Annotated in this window: 16 protein-coding genes; 9 read left to right on the forward strand and 7 right to left on the reverse strand. The window is 44.7% G+C overall.

Annotated features, from left to right (window positions below):
- Nucleotides 1–123: 123 nt before the first annotated feature.
- Nucleotides 124–1,893, forward strand: coding sequence for a choice-of-anchor I family protein (locus R7041_RS00925; protein WP_064369174.1), 1,770 nt, complete (start codon nucleotides 124–126; stop codon nucleotides 1,891–1,893).
- A 71-nt stretch (nucleotides 1,894–1,964) separates the two neighbouring features.
- On the opposite strand, the gene R7041_RS00930 is transcribed toward R7041_RS00925, so the two are convergent.
- The gene (locus R7041_RS00930; RefSeq protein WP_005375563.1) at nucleotides 1,965–2,303 is read right to left on the reverse strand and encodes a 4a-hydroxytetrahydrobiopterin dehydratase; all 339 of its coding nucleotides are present in this window, start codon (nucleotides 2,301–2,303) and stop codon (nucleotides 1,965–1,967) included.
- The gene (phhA, locus tag R7041_RS00935; protein ID WP_064369173.1) at nucleotides 2,293–3,087 is read right to left on the reverse strand and encodes a phenylalanine 4-monooxygenase; all 795 of its coding nucleotides are present in this window, start codon (nucleotides 3,085–3,087) and stop codon (nucleotides 2,293–2,295) included. Before phhA ends, R7041_RS00930 begins: the two co-directional genes overlap by 11 nt.
- A gap of 222 nt (nucleotides 3,088–3,309) precedes the next feature.
- Between phhA and R7041_RS00940 the strand changes: the two genes are divergently transcribed.
- Nucleotides 3,310–5,283, forward strand: a complete 1,974-nt coding sequence (locus tag R7041_RS00940) for an acetoacetate--CoA ligase (protein ID WP_064369172.1) — start codon at nucleotides 3,310–3,312, stop codon at nucleotides 5,281–5,283.
- A gap of 149 nt (nucleotides 5,284–5,432) precedes the next feature.
- Here R7041_RS00940 and R7041_RS00945 read toward each other — a convergent pair whose 3' ends face one another.
- Nucleotides 5,433–6,008: a class I SAM-dependent DNA methyltransferase gene (locus R7041_RS00945; protein ID WP_005375567.1), complete on the reverse strand. Its 576-nt coding sequence runs from the start codon at nucleotides 6,006–6,008 to the stop codon at nucleotides 5,433–5,435.
- Between the two features lie 171 nt (nucleotides 6,009–6,179).
- On the opposite strand from R7041_RS00945, the gene R7041_RS00950 reads away from it, so the two are divergent.
- Both R7041_RS00950 and R7041_RS00955 read left to right on the forward strand, forming a co-directional pair.
- Nucleotides 6,180–7,058, forward strand: a complete 879-nt coding sequence (locus R7041_RS00950) for a LysR family transcriptional regulator (protein WP_005375568.1) — start codon at nucleotides 6,180–6,182, stop codon at nucleotides 7,056–7,058.
- A gap of 176 nt (nucleotides 7,059–7,234) precedes the next feature.
- Nucleotides 7,235–8,128, forward strand: a complete 894-nt coding sequence (locus tag R7041_RS00955) for a cation diffusion facilitator family transporter (protein WP_053303754.1) — start codon at nucleotides 7,235–7,237, stop codon at nucleotides 8,126–8,128.
- Between the two features lie 151 nt (nucleotides 8,129–8,279).
- Here the strand turns inward: R7041_RS00955 and yddG are convergent, their stop codons facing one another.
- On the reverse strand, nucleotides 8,280–9,182 hold the full coding sequence (gene yddG / locus R7041_RS00960) for an aromatic amino acid DMT transporter YddG (protein WP_005389394.1): 903 nt from the start codon (nucleotides 9,180–9,182) through the stop codon (nucleotides 8,280–8,282).
- Between the two features lie 120 nt (nucleotides 9,183–9,302).
- Between yddG and R7041_RS00965 the strand changes: the two genes are divergently transcribed.
- From R7041_RS00965 to R7041_RS00985, 5 genes are all read left to right on the forward strand, one after another.
- A complete protein-coding gene (locus R7041_RS00965; protein WP_017634379.1) occupies nucleotides 9,303–9,452 on the forward strand; it encodes a hypothetical protein in 150 nt (49 codons plus the stop codon).
- Nucleotides 9,453–9,464: 12 nt separating this feature from the next.
- Nucleotides 9,465–10,115 carry an isoprenoid biosynthesis glyoxalase ElbB gene (gene elbB / locus R7041_RS00970; protein ID WP_318114814.1) on the forward strand — a complete coding sequence of 217 codons (651 nt, stop codon included), beginning with the start codon at nucleotides 9,465–9,467 and terminating at the stop codon, nucleotides 10,113–10,115.
- Nucleotides 10,116–10,448: 333 nt separating this feature from the next.
- Entirely contained in the window at nucleotides 10,449–11,597 is a 1,149-nt protein-coding gene (yiaY, locus tag R7041_RS00975) for an L-threonine dehydrogenase (RefSeq protein ID WP_064369171.1), read from the forward strand.
- 149 nt (nucleotides 11,598–11,746) lie between these two features.
- On the forward strand, nucleotides 11,747–12,823 hold the full coding sequence (locus tag R7041_RS00980) for a PQQ-dependent sugar dehydrogenase (RefSeq protein ID WP_064369170.1): 1,077 nt from the start codon (nucleotides 11,747–11,749) through the stop codon (nucleotides 12,821–12,823).
- A 142-nt stretch (nucleotides 12,824–12,965) separates the two neighbouring features.
- Nucleotides 12,966–13,580 (forward strand): HAD family hydrolase, encoded by a 615-nt coding sequence (locus R7041_RS00985; RefSeq protein ID WP_005388252.1) that lies wholly within the window; start codon nucleotides 12,966–12,968, stop codon nucleotides 13,578–13,580.
- Between the two features lie 107 nt (nucleotides 13,581–13,687).
- On the opposite strand, the gene R7041_RS00990 is transcribed toward R7041_RS00985, so the two are convergent.
- The 3 genes from R7041_RS00990 to R7041_RS01000 all read right to left on the reverse strand — a co-directional run bounded on the left by R7041_RS00990 (nucleotide 13,688) and on the right by R7041_RS01000 (nucleotide 16,943).
- A complete protein-coding gene (locus R7041_RS00990) occupies nucleotides 13,688–14,167 on the reverse strand; it encodes a Dps family protein (RefSeq protein WP_005388254.1) in 480 nt (159 codons plus the stop codon).
- Nucleotides 14,168–14,467: 300 nt separating this feature from the next.
- Nucleotides 14,468–16,468: a methyl-accepting chemotaxis protein gene (locus tag R7041_RS00995; RefSeq protein WP_064369169.1), complete on the reverse strand. Its 2,001-nt coding sequence runs from the start codon at nucleotides 16,466–16,468 to the stop codon at nucleotides 14,468–14,470.
- A 121-nt stretch (nucleotides 16,469–16,589) separates the two neighbouring features.
- The gene (locus R7041_RS01000; protein WP_064369168.1) at nucleotides 16,590–16,943 is read right to left on the reverse strand and encodes a hypothetical protein; all 354 of its coding nucleotides are present in this window, start codon (nucleotides 16,941–16,943) and stop codon (nucleotides 16,590–16,592) included.
- Nucleotides 16,944–17,371 lie beyond the last annotated feature (428 nt).

Here is a 17,371-nt window from a genome sequence, read left to right on the forward strand (position 1 = left end):
ACATATATTCAGAGCCTTACCAAATCACACGTCATTCAGCGCTCTATCATTCCAGTTGCGGAAATGGACAGCAGCATAAAACCCATGCTGATTGACAACCTATCGGATTGATAAGGAGATATCATGATCACCCCTTTAAAGGCAATCGGTGCACTCGCATTGTCATCACTTGCCATCGCGTGTTCATCACAACCCGAAGATACCGTGGCTTCATTCGTTACACAATGCAAACCTACCACTGCGCCCGTTACTGGGGAAACTTCGATTCAAGGGTTAACGTTTATCGGGACATCCGTTGCTGATGCTCCATTCGACACATCGGCAGCTGAAATCGTCAGTTATGACGCCTGTACAGATAAGCTCTATGTGGTTAATGCTCAAGCAAAACGTGTCGATGTAATGTCTATGGATGACAACGGCGTACCAACGCAAAGCGCATTCATCGATCTCAACAGCGCTGGCGAAGCAGCAGGCATTGAAATTGGCGCAGCAAACAGTGTCGCTGTATTCAATGGTTTGGTAGCAGTTGCGATTGAAAACAGTAATAAACAAGCGAATGGTATTGTTGGCTTGTACCGCTCCGACGATTTGTCATTAGTCACGACTTTCCCAACAGGCGCATTGCCAGACATGGTTGGCTTCTCAAAAGATGGCCGATACATCGCAACCGCTAATGAAGGAGAACCAAACAGCGATTACAGCATTGACCCTGAAGGTAGTATCACTTTGATCGATCTGAGCCTTGGTGTTACTCAAGCAGAAGTGACACAAATTGGCTTTAACGAATTTGATGGTTCACGAAAAGCAGAGCTCCCAATGAATGTGCGTATTTCGGGGCCAAACGCCACCGTCGCACAAGATCTAGAGCCTGAATACCTCACTTTTGCAGATAACGGTAAAATCTATGTCGCGCTACAAGAAAATAACGCCATGGCAATCGTCAATCCAGAGAGCAAATCGGTAGAAAAAATTGTTGGCTTAGGTGAGAAGTCTTGGTCGGGCGCTAAACTCGATGCATCCAACAAAGACAAAATCATTGGGAACTTGAAAAGCTACCCACAACTGGTTGGCTTATTTATGCCTGACACTATCGACAGCTACTCAGTGAATGGGAGTACTTACATCGTATCTGCAAATGAAGGCGACGGGCGTGAGTACGGATTCAAAACCATTCAAGAACTGTGCGACAAAGCTGGCTTTATGTGGGATGAAGACGATTACCTCGGTACAGATGAATATACATCTGAGCAAGGAACCTGTTTAAGCCATATTGATGAAGTGCGCGGTAAGAAGCTGAAAGTAGCAGCAGAACACCCATTGGCAGAGGCACTAAAAGACAACAAACAACTCGCGCGTTTAAAAGTGATTAAGCCGGAACAAACGCTTTCTGCACAAGAGAATGTTCAATCATTTGGCGCGCGTTCATTCTCGATTTGGGATGAAAACGGCAAGTTGGTCTTCGATAGTGGTGACGATTTCGCGACTATCGCGCTGCTGAATGAAGGCAAGAACTTCAACAGCACCAACGATAACAATAATAGTGGCAATGACCGAAGTGATGATAAAGGTATTGAGCCAGAGGCGATTGAAGTAGCACAAATTAACGGTCGTCATTACGCGTTTATCGGCTTGGAGCGTCAAGGCGGTATCATGATTTATGACATCACAGACCCGAAACAAGCGCAGTTTATGCATTACGTAAACCGCCGTGATTACAATCAGCCAGTATGTACAGAAGTCGAAGATGGCGAATGCATGAACGACACATACAATCCAAAAGCAGGCGATTTAGGTCCAGAATCCATTAATTACTTTACCCGTAATGGTGGTCATTTTATCGCCGTTGGCAATGAGGTATCGGGCACGACATCCGTCTTCCGAATCAATCTATAAAGTAATGTAAAAGTCATTTAGAACCAAAACGCCCGACGTAAGCCGGGCGTTTTTTTGTATGAGGTAATGTCCTACTCTGCCGATGCTAGCGCGTCACACTTTGATGCGCAGATAAAATCGTTTTTATGCAGACCTTTGATAGAGTGACTCCACCACGTTACGGTAACCTTACCCCACTCCAACAAAATAGAAGGATGGTGGAACTCATCTTCTGCCAGTTCCGCGATTTTGTTACTGAAAGCCCATGCTTGTTTGAAGTTCTTAAATTTATACACCTTTTCTAGTTGAGGTATATCTTCTCTTTCAATGATCTGCCAATCAGACAATTGCAGCAGCAGAGATTGTTGTTCTTCTTTGCTTAGTGCAATGGCATCGATACTACAAGCTTCGCATTTTTGTTCATTCAACATGAGCAGGTTCCTTTGGTTCAAAAAGTGGAGGAAGCAGTCCAGCTTCAATCGCTAGATCGGCTTGTTTCAATAAATTTAACTGACTGATTTTAAAAAGCTGAGAAAAGTCATCAATCACGTAGTACTTCGGTTGCATGATGTCGATACGATAAGGCGTTCTCAGCACAGTTTGTAATTCAAATGGGTCGCGAATTGCTACATCACTCTCTAATGCGTAGAGGGTTTCGCCAGGAGATGAAAGAATACCACCACCGTAAATTTTGGTTTTGTCCCCTTCTTTCACCAAGCCAAACTCTACGGTAAACCAGTAGAGGCGAGCGAGATAGGCTCTTTGTTTTGGGGTAGCGGCTTGCCCTAGTTGACCATAATGCTCGGTAAATGCAGCAAAGTCTGGGTTGGTTAACATCGCGCAATGACCAAATATTTCGTGGAAGAAATCTGGCTCCTGTAAGTAATCGAACTCATCTCTTGTACGCAAGAATGTGGCGACTGGAAAGCGCTTATTACCGAGTAGATTAAAAAATCGGTCGAAATCAATAAGCGCGGGAACGGGCTCCACTTGCCAACCTGTTGTATCCATCAAGACACGATTAATTTCTGGCAACTGAGGAACGCGGTCTTGAGGTAAATCAAGCAGCGTCAAACCGTGTAAATAAGCCTCACAAGCTCTGTTTTGGATCACACCCATTTGTCGTGTTACCAAATCTCGCCAAATGGCGTCTTCTTCACGGCTCCATTCAACCCTGCCTTCCTGGTTTACGGGTTTAGAACGATACTGGGTCATGGCTCATCTCCATTAACAAATCCTTTACATTAAGCCTATCTGTAGTCTTAAGAGCTTCCAATCCCTGCGCGATTTTCTCAGCATTATCCTGATGTAACATATTGTTTACAACCCATCGTAACTGCATGATTTTTATGACACGATATAATATCTGGCTTGTTTGACTTTATCGTGTATTCCTCTCACACTAAAACCTGTTATCACTTTGTTATAGAGGGACCTATGCGCGAGAGCAGCAAAGTATGGCAACCGAGCGACAGTCGTATCGAAGAAGCCAACATTACACAGTTTATTGAACACATTAATCGACAAGGAAATACCCTTGAAAGCTTCGCTGATCTGCATCAATGGTCACTCGATCATGTAGAAAAATTTTGGCAGGAAGTTTGGCTATTCTGCGACGTCATTGGCACTCAGGGAGAGACCATAAAAGAGCGAGCAGAAAGTCGCTGGCAGCAACCTGTTGAAAATAGGGATATAAAATGGTTCCCAAACGCGCAAATTAACTACGCCGAAAATTTGCTAACCTACGCGTGTCACCAACCCGATGATCTCGCGATTTGGTTTGAAAATGAACGTGAAGAAAAACAGACCTACACCTGGAAACAATTGTGCGAAGAAGTTTCGAGTGTGCAGCAATGGTTGAAAGAATGTGGAATTAAGCAAGGTGATGTCGTCGCTGGTTATTTACCTCACCTACCTCAAACGGTGATAGCTATGCTAGCAACCACCAGTTTAGGGGCAACCTGGACTTCCACCTCACCTGATTTTGGCGTCGAAAGCGTTTTGGAGCGCTTTGGTCAAGTGAAACCCAAAATCCTGTTTACTTGTGATGGCTATACATTCAATGGCAAAACTTTCGATATGTCTGAGAAAAACCAGCATATTGCGGATCATCTTGATGGTCTTAAACAAGTTTGCCAAATTAGCTACCTTAAACCACACATTTTTGAATGCGATGTCTGCACCCAAGATTGGCAAAACGTCCTGAATCAATACACACCCGAAGCGCTGACTTTTACTCGTGTGAATTTTAACGATCCGCTATTTGTTCTTTATTCTTCAGGCACAACAGGCAAACCGAAATGCATCGTTCATTCCGTCGGCGGAACGGTGCTTAATCACTTGAAAGAGCATCAACTGCATTGCGATATTCAACCGAACGACCGAGTGTTTTACTACACAACCTGCGGCTGGATGATGTGGAACTGGCACGTTTCTTCACTCGCGAGCGGTGCATGTTTGGTGATTTTTGATGGTAGCCCTGTTTACCCCACTCATGATGTGCTCTGGGACCTCGCAGAACGAGCCGAAGTGACGCTGTTTGGAACCTCAGCAAAATACCTAGAGGCGCTGGAAAAAGCATCTTTTTCTCCGCAGAAAAGTGATGCATTTCCAAGTCTGAAAACCATTTGCTCAACGGGCTCTGTTCTGTATCCAGAACAGTTTGATTATGTCTATCAGCACATTAAAGAAGATGTACACCTCGCCTCGATTTCTGGCGGAACAGACATTTGTGGCTGCTTTGTATTAGGCAACCCTATTTCTCCCGTTTATCGGGGAGAGTGCCAATCAGCAGGGTTAGGGGTCGATGTCCGAGTCTTTAACCAACAAGGTAATAGCGTAATGGGAGAGCGCGGCGAGTTGGTTTGTGCCAATTCATTACCCAACTTCCCTGCTGGCTTTTGGAACGACACCGGTGAGAGATATCATCGCGCTTATTGGGATAAATTCGACAATATTTGGCACCACGGCGATGATGTTGAACAGACCAGCGTTGGGGGATACATGTTTTATGGTCGAAGTGATACCACGTTGAATCCCGGTGGCGTAAGAATCGGCACGGCCGAAATCTATCAGCAAGTGAACTGTATAGACGGTATTCTAGATTCGATCGCAGTAGGAAAAGAAGCCGATCGCAACGAACAAATATGGCTGTTTGTCCAATTAGTCAAAGGGGTAGAGCTCAATGACGAGATGATCGCTTCCATCAAAGCACAGCTAAAGTCTGCATGTTCTCCAAGGCATGTACCTAGTGCGATTTACGCAATAAGCGATATACCTAAGACACGCTCAGGAAAGCTGGTCGAGTTAGCCGTTAAGCAAGTCGTTAACAACCGAAGCGTCGAAAATTTCGGCGCAATAGCCAACCCTGAAGTGCTGGAGGAGATACGCAGGATAGTCGTCTCAAAATAACCTCCGAAGACTTAGTTGTTCGAGTATGTCCTTGCCTGCACCACGACGACTTGTTTAGAGCAAGTGAAGTTACATATACCCTCAGCAGATAAGAAAAAAGCGAGCTTGTTAGCTCGCTTTTGTCATTTTGTGTTCTTTATTCAGCAGTATTAGCGGCGACCAAGCCCCATTAATACCGACATTGTTTTACCGTCAGATACAATGTCAAAAACGTGTTGCGATTCAACTTCAGTAAAGCCTGCTTCTTTCAGTGCACGCTCAGACTTCGCAAGGGTAAAACCGTCTTGTTCACATTCTGCAATCCAATCAAAATGAACAAAATAGCCGCCGTGGTTAAGTAGAGAATGCGAGATCGTTAATGACGCGTCTAAGTCTTCCACGAACGCTAAAACTGATGATGCAACCACCAAGTCGAACTGTCCACGAAACGCAGGGTGCTGAGCAACCAAGCCGCGAGATAATGCATCTACCACAGGTTCTACGTTGACGAGCTCTTTTTTATCGAGTTCCTCAATCATGGCTTCCGATGCGTCTAATGCTACGATGTCTTTAACCATCGGTGACAATCGTTGACTTAACTGCCCTGTTCCGCATCCAAAATCTAGTACTTTAATGCCATCAAGCTGAGTTAGCTGTTGTAACTGCTCAAACACCGACTGCGCAAATTGCTCTGTTGCTGGATTTGATTCCCAGTTTTTTGCTAAGCCGTCCCAATCTTGTGCCATCGTGGCCTCCATGTTCACTTTTTGTAACCCACATAGATTACCGCAAAACCGTTAAAAGACCATAGACTTATCTGGCGGATTCGCGTTTTTTTCGATAATCTTTCATGGCTTTGGGAGCGCATCTGCATAATACCCAAATTATTTGAATTCATTTATTGGTTGTGTCAAATCATGAACTTAACTCAAGTAGAAGCCTTCTGCACCATCGCTGAGTGTGGTTCTGTTTCTGAAGCGGCAAGGCAACTCGACTGCAATCGTACCAAACTCAGTATGTCGATTAAGGCATTAGAGAAAGATCTCGACGTTGAATTGTTTAACCGAACTGGCAACCAGCTCACCCTCTCTGAAGCTGGGAAAGCCATTTACAAAGATTGCGAACACCTACTTATCATCGCACAACGGGTCAGAAAGACCTGCGCTCAAATCTCGGAAGGGTTTAACGCGGAAGTTTGGGTAGCACGTGACGACTCCTTACCTGATGATCTCTGGCAAGAATTATCTCATACATTGAATAACCGCTTTCCTTCAACAACCTTCAACTTAATCTTGGCATCCAGTGGCGACTTAGCCAACTTGGTCAGTACCCACCAAGTAGATTTTGCTTTCGGCGTTGATTATGAGCGAGTAGACGATCCCCGTATCGTATATAACCCATTAGGCAAGATACGTATGATGTCAGTATGCAGTGTAGAACACCGCCTAAGTAAGATGCGCCGTGTCTCAGACGAAGATCTACGTAGTCAGATGCAAGCACTAATGGTGTACCTAAATGAGAAAGACAACCCTGAACTGCAACCTTTCTCGACTCGATATATTGGTTTTTCGAGTTTTGACTACATGCTGAACACCATCTTAGAAGAAGACGCTTGGGGCGTGCTTCCAGAACCATTAATCCGCCATTACCTTCGTCAGCAGAAGCTCGCCGTTATCAAACACACATACGGATTGACGCAAGAAGACTACTGTATGTTTTCACCTAACGGCCATACTGAGCATCCAGCAATGACGTGGTTAGCAGATAAATTGAGCGAGTATTTATTTGACTTCTAAACATTTTATCAGTGAGCGTCAATTTTACTGACACCAAAAAATAACAGTAAGCCATTGTTTTATAGGAATATAAATAAAAACGCAATTTTTTAGATTAGTTACTGGTCACTTTGTGGTTGCCTAAATTACCTTATGAGCGAAGAATAGTAAGGTATTAAAATTCAAAGGCATCTTTTATGTGTGACAGGACAAGCAAAAACGAAAACCGTATTCTAACCATTTCAGCCCTTTTGGCATCTGGGTTCGCTGCTGGTGGTATGGTACTTGGCTTGCTTGTAGGATCAATTGTCATCGTGTTTGACGGTGTTTACTCTTTGGTCAGCTTACTGTTAACTTTATTGTCACTGGCCGCTTCTTACTATATTAACAAGCCTTCAAAATCTGTATTCCCATTTGGAAAAGCGGTCTTAGAACCAATCGTTATTGCGATAAAAGCAGCCGTCATTTTAGTGGTTGTAAGCTTCTCTCTCTACTCTGCGATATCAGCATTGATGTCTGGAGGTCGCGAGGTCGATGCTTCTATTGCGACCTTATTCGGCATCGTGAATGTTATCGGTTGTGGTTACGCTTGGTGGTTTATGGCGAAACGCAGCCGCCGCTTCTCATCAGGCTTGATTGAAGCGGAGAAAAAACAGTGGCAAATGGATACTTTGTTGAGTGTGGCGGTGACCGTAGGATTTATCTCGGCTTGGGCTGTTTCACTAACGCCATTCTCTGAGTATGCGGTATATGCCGACCCCATGATGATGGTTTTAATGGGCTTTTACTTCCTCAAAGTACCGTTCGATATGCTAGTAGGTGCCTTACGTGAACTACTAATGATGGCACCAAGCAAAGAGCTGTGTCAGAGCGTTGGCAAAGATGTTCTTGAGATTGAAAAAGTAACTGAGCATCAATTGAAACTGGCTGGCGTAACGAAGGTGGGCCAAGAGCTACGAGTAAATGTGGACGTACATATTGATGACGACACATTGGAGCTTGATACACTAGAGCACACTCGTAAGCAGCTTATCAAGCGACTGTCGAAGCACAGATTCAAGCTTCAACTACACTTGAACGTCGCTTATTAGAGTGCCACCAAAGAGCCGTTAAAACTCAATAAAAAGCTCCCAATCTCGGGAGCTTTTTTAATTTTTTCGATTTAGTTTCTTCGTATTCGAATACAGCTCGCAAGGGAGATCTGTTCGTTGCTCACTTAAATTCTCTGATCTCGTTGGTAACTTACCCAGCCGCTTCGCGCTTCTCTTTGGTGACTAACCAACACATCAGCGAGCCCACCGTTACCATCACAACGCCCTGCCAAAAGCTATGGCTCAGAGTTACGCCAAGAATAATGGAAGAAAATAAAGCGGAAAAAATGGGTGTGAAGTAAGACAAGGTGGCGAGAAAAACCATATTGCCGCCAACGATCGCGATATTCCATAAACCATAACCACCAGCCATTAAAGCCGCAGAGGCCACTAAGTACCCCATCGCTTCCCAACTGAATGTCATTGGTGGCTCATCCGTAAACGCGTATTTGACCCAAAGCGAAACAGCTGTTGCAATAAAAAACAGGGTAATCGCATTATGTTTAGATTGCTGCCTTTGGGTTAAGTTGCAATAAAAAGCCCATATAACCGCGCCAGCGAAAGCCATAAAATACACCAGAGGGTTACTACTAACATTGGACATGATCTGAGTTATGGATAAGCCATTCTCACCGCTCACAGTCCAAGCAACCCCAACAAACGCCAGCGTAACTGCGGGATAAAGCAACCAGTTTGTTTTTTTATTGCTGCCAAGGACCGCAAATAAAACCGTCAGTGCGGGCCAAAGGTAATTGACAATCGACACCTCAATTGCCTGCGCGCGCGAGTTGGAATATCCCAAAGATAGAGCGAGAAATATTTCATAACAGACGAACATCGCACCACCAAGCGCAAGATACTTGGGAGAAAAGTAAGACAACTTTGGAATACCGACCACGATAAGAAGGAAAACAGAGCTAAGAGAGTACAACATGGCTGCCCCGCCTACAGGACCTAAACTCTCCGTAACCAACCTCGCGATGCCAAGCAGACAACTCCAAGAGAGAATCGCGATACAACCATAAAGTGTGAAACGAAATTGCACTGATTTCATGTGACCTACCACTCACGAATGCCAAAGGAAACGTCAGCTTAACTCAAAAATGATCAGGTTCAACGTACTGTTTTATAAAAATCAGTATAAAAATCATTCTATTAAGCCGTTGGAGTCGATATGAAACATTTTCTGCCCTCTAGTGTTATGCTTACACCCTTTGTTGTGCGCTACTATGATGAAGATGACAACGAGAGTGAAAACGTTAAAACACATTCGGAAACGCATGGTCTAGATAGCGAAGAGCAATCTAAGGAACGTTCAGAGTAAAGGAATCCAAACATGAAAAAAGTCGCAGTCATTTTAAGTGGTTCAGGCGTTTACGACGGTTCTGAGATCCACGAAGCAGTGTTGGCGCTCTACGCCATCGAGAAGGCAGGTGCAACTTGGCACTGCTTTGCACCTAACATTGACCAACTCCACGTCATCAATCACCTAACTGGTGACGAAATGGATGAAACACGTAACGTATTGATCGAATCAGCTCGTATTGCACGCGGAAATATTGACGATGTCGCCAAACTTAACGTCGATGAATACGATGCCCTACTGCTTCCAGGTGGGTTTGGTGCCGCGAAAAACTTAACCGACTTCGCCGTTTCAGGTGCAGAGTGCTCCATTAACACACACGTAGCTCAAGCTTGTCGCGCGTTTGCTAATGCGAAAAAACCAGCTGGCTATCCGTGTATTTCTCCTGTCATTATTCCGATGATTTATGAGCAAGGCGTGAAAGGAACGGTAGGCAACGATGAGGCAGTCTCAATAGCATTTAATCAAATGGGCGGTGAACACACCACGTGCCCTGTCGAAGACATCGTTTTTGATGAAAAACACCTCGTACTTTCAACCCCTGCTTACATGTTGGCAGAGAATATCTCTCAAGCGGCTTCAGGTATCGAAAAGTTAGTATCAAAACTGATTAAAATAGCTTAATTATTAGTAGTTAGCTTATAAAACACTTCCCTATCCCCATTGATAATTAAGTTATTAATGGGGATTTTTTATACTTTAGTCGAATTTAGAGATATATCCGCGTCAGAAGTCAATTTCTGCCAATCGTTTGCGTCCATAGTTTCATATTTGTTCTACTTTATATCAGTGTTGCACTTATACGCAGTGCAACAAGATCACTGTCACAGTTTTTCTCTTGCAAGTACCTCTAAGTGGGTAAACTTGCTTTAGATCAACTTCAATCTGGAAACGAATGTGCGACAGTAAATGGCAAATTAAGAAAGATTATTAAAAATAACGACGGAGCTATCCAATATGACAAGTGCATTTTTTATCCCTACGGTAAACCTAATGGGCGCTGGTTGTTTGAAAGACGCAGCAGACAGCATCCAATCTCAAGGCTTTAAAAAAGGTTTGATCGTTACGGATAAGATCCTTAACCAAATCGGTGTAGTCAAACAAGTTCAAGACCTTCTCACTGAGCGCGATGTAGCAACCGTTGTGTTTGATGGCACTCAACCAAATCCAACTATCAGCAACGTTAACGACGGCTTAGCACTTCTTACTGATAACGAATGTGACTTCGTTATCTCTCTAGGCGGCGGTTCACCACACGACTGTGCGAAAGGTATCGCGCTTGTTGCTTCTAACGGCGGCAAAATCTCAGATTACGAAGGCGTAGACCAATCTGCAAAACCAATGATGCCACTTATCGCGATCAACACGACGGCGGGTACTGCATCTGAAATGACGCGTTTCTGCATCATCACTGACGAAGAGCGTCACATTAAGATGGCTATCGTTGATAAGCACACAACACCGCTTATCTCGGTAAACGATCCAGAGCTAATGCTCGCTAAACCTGCTTCGCTAACTGCGGCAACAGGTATGGATGCCCTAACTCACGCGATTGAAGCTTACGTATCTATCGCGGCAACACCAATCACTGATGCAGTAGCAATCAAAGCGATTGAGCTTATCCAAGCTTACCTACGCACAGCAGTGAAAAACGGTGAAGATCTAGAAGCTCGTGAACAAATGGCATACGCACAGTTCATGGCGGGTATGGCGTTCAACAACGCTTCTCTAGGTTACGTACACGCAATGGCACACCAGCTAGGTGGTTTCTACGACCTTCCACACGGTGTTTGTAACGCGATTCTTCTACCTCACGTACAGCGTTACAACGCGCAAGTATGTCCTGAGCGTCTACGTGACGTAGCAAAAGCAATGGGCGTAAACGTAGAAGGCATGTCTGCTGAAGAAGGTGCAGCGGCAGCAATCGACGCTATCGTTACTCTAGCGAAAGATGTGGGTATCCCAGCAGGTATTAAAGAGCTTGGTGCGAAACTAGAAGACATCCCAACACTAGCAGACAACGCACTGAAAGACGCTTGTGGTTTCACTAACCCTAAACAAGCAACTCACGAAGAAATCTCTAAGATCTTCGAAGAAGCGATGTAATCTCGCTACATAAACAATTCTCTAGCCTTAATTCAATCCCCGATCTCGTATCGGGGATTTTTTACATTCATATACAAGTGAATCTCTGCCAAACATAGTCTTTTAGTGTTAGCTTTTAAGTATTAACACGATTCATATTGGAAGGAACCATGAGAACGATTGCTGCTACCCTACTCGCTTGTTTATCCTTTTCTGCCAACACTGCCGAATACCGCGCCAACGAAGTGGCGAGTGGATTTCAGATCCCTTGGGGGATCGAGTTCTTAGATAATCAACGCGTTATCGTCAATCAAAAGAACGGTACGGTTTCGTTGCTGGATATCACCACAGGCAAACCTCAAAAGCTGTTTAACGTCCCCGATGTGAACACCAGTGGACAAGCCGGCTTATTGGATGTTGCGCTCGCACCGAATGCCGATACGCAAAACCCGCAACTCTTCTTTACCTACAGCAAGCGCACAAGTAAAGGCAATACGGTGGCGTTAGCGACGGCGCAATTGCAAAACAATCAACTTGTGGGTTGGAACGATCTCTTTGTTGCTGATGCCATCACCGACACAGGGCGTCACTACGGCAGTCGAATTTCATTTGTTGACGACAAAGTTTACTTCTCAATCGGTGACCGTGGCGAACGTGATAATGGGCAAGACACTCAAACCCATGCTGGCAGTATTCTACGCCTTAATCTTGATGGTTCGGTTCCGCAAGACAACCCATTCAAACCTTCCCAAGCTCTTCCTGAGATATGGAGTTACGGGCACCGCAACCCACAAGGTATGTTTTACGACGAAGCAACAAAACAGCTGTGGTCGATTGAACATGGACCACGCGGTGGCGATGAAATTAATCTAATCAAGAAAGGCGCGAACTACGGCTGGGCAAAAGTCTCTCATGGTAAAGAATATTGGGGACCGTTGGACGTTGGGGAAGCTAAGTCGTTACCGGGAATGGAAGATCCCAAGCTGGTATACGTCCCTTCTATCGCGCCCAGTAATATGATTTTGTACCGTGGTGATAAATACCCAGAATTGGACGGGAAAATCCTCGCAGGCGCATTGAAACTGGCGCACATCAACGTGGTTTCTATTGATAATGGCAACCTTACCGAATCAAAAAGATTAATGGAGAATCTTGGTGAGCGAATAAGAGATATAACCATCAGCCCCGATGGTTATATCTACTTTTCTACCGACAGCGGCAAAATATTTCGTCTTGAGGAAAGGTAATCAAACACTAAAATCGTTAAGACTATTTAATTTGTGACGTACTAGTGATTTATTTTCGTACAATCTAAGCAGAAGAATCTAAACTTAACAATAACCTTTTGTTTTTTAAAACGATAGTTCGGTTAAGTTGTACGAGGTCATTATGATTCCATTCCCTTTACAGCTCGATAAAATTAAAGCCGTGGTGTTTGATTTAGACAACACCTTGGTGAGTTCTGATATGAACTTCGGCGAATTGCGACAACAGCTAGGTTGTCCGCAGAGTGAAGATCTATTGGATTTTGTCGACGCACTTGAGCACCCTCATCATCGAGAGCACGCTCATAACGTGATATTTGATTACGAGATTTCTGATGCTGAGCAGTCTGCTCCAATGATTGGCTGCCATGAATTGCTCGCCCACTTGCATCAAAATGAAATCAAAACCGCTATCGTGACGCGCAACTGTCAAATCGCCACGCAGCGCAAACTAGAACACAACCAAATCTCAGTGGAACGAGTCATCACTCGTGAATGCTTCCCGCCCAAGCCAGACCCTTTGTCTCTGCAAGTATTGGCGAAAGAGTGGCGTTTGATGCCTGATGAAGTGCTTTATGTCGGCGATTACCTCTACGACTTGCAGGCAGCGTATAACGCGCAGATGCCCTCTTGCCTTGTGCACCATGGGAATCAAGAAACCTTCAATGATTCAGCCTCATTGGCGCTTAATGAACTCAGTGATTTATTGAGCCGTTTCGAATCCTTACCACGCAAATAAAGCGCACATATAAAATACGCAAACAAAAAAGGGGCACCAACGTGCCCCTTATGACTTATTCCCGATTGTTTCATGCGTTCCCAAGGATTACTTGGGTGATGCGCCACTTAGCCTTGTAGGTAAGCGTTAAGCATCCACATTAATTTTTCTTGCTCACGGATGTAGTCACCCATCAATGCCGCTGTACCTTCGTCATCTGCTTCACCCGCGTTTTGTAGAATCTCACGCTGTTTTAGAAGTAGAACGCTAAAGCCTTGAACCAGACCTTGTACACACTCCTCACCAGAAGTCGCGTTTTGATGTTCTTTAATTTCACTTGCTTCCAAGTAGTTGCTGAATGCGTGCGCTGGCGTATGACCCAAAGTTAGAATACGCTCTGCAAGCTCATCGATTTTTGTTTGTAGATCAGTATAGATTTCTTCAAATTTTACGTGCAGTTCGAAGAATTGCGCACCTTTAATGTTCCAGTGGTAACCGCGAGAGTTCATGTACAACACTTGGTAATGCGCTAGCAGTTGATTTAACTGTTGAGCTAGTTGTGCTGATTGTTCGCTGTCTAGACCAATTAGGCTTACTTGTTTGTTCATAATCTTGCTCCTAGAAGGATGATACCAATCGTAGTAACGAACTATTCTCTTACCGGGATTGGTATAAAGTTTAAAAATTCTTTTGCAGTATTTGCTGCCGATGGAGTCATATTACGACTCCGGCTCGGTGAAGAAAATTTGGTTTTAACTATGATTTAAATAGCTAAATCCAATGAGCAAGCAGACGAATATCGGCGTATCATCCAACAAAAAGCCCCAACCCTTTTTGTGTAAAAAGGATTGGGGCTTTTTTACTATTTGGTTAACGTTCAAAAGTAGATGAACAGACGTAAACCTTATCTACGCCGTTTTAAAAGTTGCCATCTGTTGATTCAGCTCGGTAACTTGCTCTTTTACCTGCAATGATGTCTCTGATGCACGTTGGCTAGTATTCGAAACCTCATCCACTGATTGAGTAATACCGGACATCAATCCAGTGATCGAGTTGGTCGCATGAGATTGCTGCTCTGCCGCTGCCGCAAGTTCTGCCATTTGTTCATTCAAAGAACCAATTTGCTCGGTCGTGACAAGCAAACGAGTTACCGCTTTTTCAATGTGCTCAGCGCCCTGCTCCGCAAGTGATTGGCTGTGTTCAATCTCCTCTACCACCGAATTGGTCGAGCGTTGAATCGCATTGATGATACCGTTGATTTCTGTCGTCGATTGAGTAGTGCGAGTCGCTAACATACGTACTTCATCCGCCACAACCGCAAAGCCTCGTCCTTGGTCACCCGCACGCGCTGCTTCTATCGCGGCATTCAATGCCAGTAAGTTAGTTTGTTCTGCCAAACCTTCAATTACTTCCGTCACTCGACCAATGGCTTCGCTCTCTTTGCTTAACTGCGTCACTTGCGTACTCGCGGTTTCAATGCTGCCATGCAAGCTTTCCATGGTGACTTTGTTTTGCTCTAAAGCATCACGACCTTGTTCAATCTCGCCTTTTGAATCAGAAAGCTTCTGCACCGATTGATTGGCTTGATCTAGAGTGTTACGCGCGGCTAAAGCGATTTCATCCAATTGGCTTCCCATTTCAACAATGCTGGTTTGTTGCTGTTCTACATTCGATGAGGTGACTTGCGCCGATTCCAACAAAGCCCCCATGCTGGTATCCACCTGGTGCGCTTTTTCACTCACCCCTGCCACGATGCTCGCTAACGATTGGTTCATGCGGTTAATCGAATCGGTAAGGTCTGCCAATTCATCTTTCCCAACAACAGTTAACGGAGGCTGAGAAACATCTCCTGAAGCGATCGTCTTGGCTCGCTCCGATAAGTTTTTCACTCGGCGACCAATGGTATTGCCCATGTATTTTGAAATCGCTACTGCGGCAATCAAAACCAATGCCGCAGCAATCAACATAGTGGTGAGTACGTTCTTGATCGACTGATTAATACCCTGTCCACTTTGATCAGCACGACTTTGCTGAGCCAATACGATCGTTTCTAAGCTTTGGTCTAGTGCATCCGCTGCTGGCAACAGTTCGTTCGCCATCAGCAAGTTTGATTCGTTCCACTCTGGCGACTGACGCAATGCAATTACCTGCTCTGCTAAAGGAAAGTACAGTTGCTGCATTTCTTTAAACAGTGACCACAATGATTGGTCGTTATCAGTCAGTCTGTCGAGTTTACTGTCGATTTCCGCCACAGACTGATTGTGGTACTTAATCAAGTCGTAGTATTTGTCCAGATGATCTTGCTGCCCGTACAACAGGAAATCTCGCAGAGCAGACAGTGCATTGGCGAGCGAGGTATAGCTATCCGCGTAAACTTTAAACAAACGCTTTCTGTCTCCACCAAATGGGTTTCCTGACTCTTCATTGATTAAGCTTTGAAGCTGATCAAGTGCCACTTCTGCAATGGGTGCCGCTTCGTTAATAAAGAGGTTGTGCGCGGGTAAGTTCTCATCACTGTGGCTAAGTTCAATCAGCTTGTTCAAAGAGACTTTTACCGCGTCCCACTGGCTTTGAATCGCTTGAAAATCCTGTTCAGAGATCAGAGCCTGCAACGTTGGAAGCGACTCGTCTGTAGAAGCCATGATATTGCGTACGTCCTCACTCAGACGTGCGCTCGCCTCTTCATCGCCACCTAGCAACATGTAGGCTCGAATAGAAGACAGCGACGCTTGAACGGACTGTTGGATACCGCGACTGGTGTCGACGGTCGGTAAATCGGATTTAAGTAACGAAGAGGCGTATTGCTCTACGGTAGTGACGTTGCGATACGTGAATACCGCTGATGCCATAAAAAGTACGGCTAGCAGCACAAAACTGAGCTGCAACTTCCCTGATATCGTAAGGTTCATCCATAAACTCCTGACAACGATGAGCCTTAAATATAACGATGTTTACAAAAATGTTAAATACTGGTATCAAAAGTTACTAAGAAAACCATGTAAATCACTATTTTAAGCCGATAAATAGGGCTTATTTGAAGTATGGTATGCGCTCACTACGTAAAATCAGATAATTAACGTAAGTCGTTTCTAAGCAGTCTTGATCCCACAACGAAAGAATCCGCTTAGTGGCGAAGTAGTAATCTTTATTACGCAGTAGCACACCCACCGTGCGGCTGAGCTGCTTAAAGCGCTGTTGCTCATTAGCAGAGATGTAATTGTCTTCATTTTGAATGATCGGCGCCAATCCATCGGTAAACCAATTGTTCAGAATTTCACGCATCTCAAGTTCCGACTCTGGTACATCGATACTCGACAACTCGCGATGCAGTGGCGGCGGTACTATGTACTTCGACGCTTTTGGTGAACTAACATAACGGTACATGTCGCTCCTCCTTGTAAATGACTCTTATACCCAAGTGACTTCAAGATGCAGGATTCAGAGCGTTGTCATTGATTCGGGGTCAAGGAAAACAACGCAGCGTAATAGTCAGCTCTTTCCACGTTGTTTGACACAGAAACCGAGTCAATGACACGCTCCCGAAGGGCGAGCTGTCTTGGTTTGTATACTTTGTTGTCGATTCTTGATTTAGACCCACTAGACCTTTAAATCGCCGCCGCGTCTACAAACCAAGCCATTCTCGCTGAGCCTAACATCTCGAGGTTACTTGGGTATAAACTAGCTAAGAATACTTTTTTCAATTTCCAAGTTTTTTCTAGAGCTCATAGAAAGAAGACCAACAAAAAAGCCATGCAAAGTAGGCTCTGCATGGCTTTGGTTCGGGAAGCAATGACACTGCCCTCGTCTAGGAC

It is taken from the genome of Vibrio sp. 1751 (genome assembly GCF_033339895.1).
Taxonomy (GTDB): Bacteria; Pseudomonadota; Gammaproteobacteria; order Enterobacterales; family Vibrionaceae; genus Vibrio; species Vibrio alginolyticus.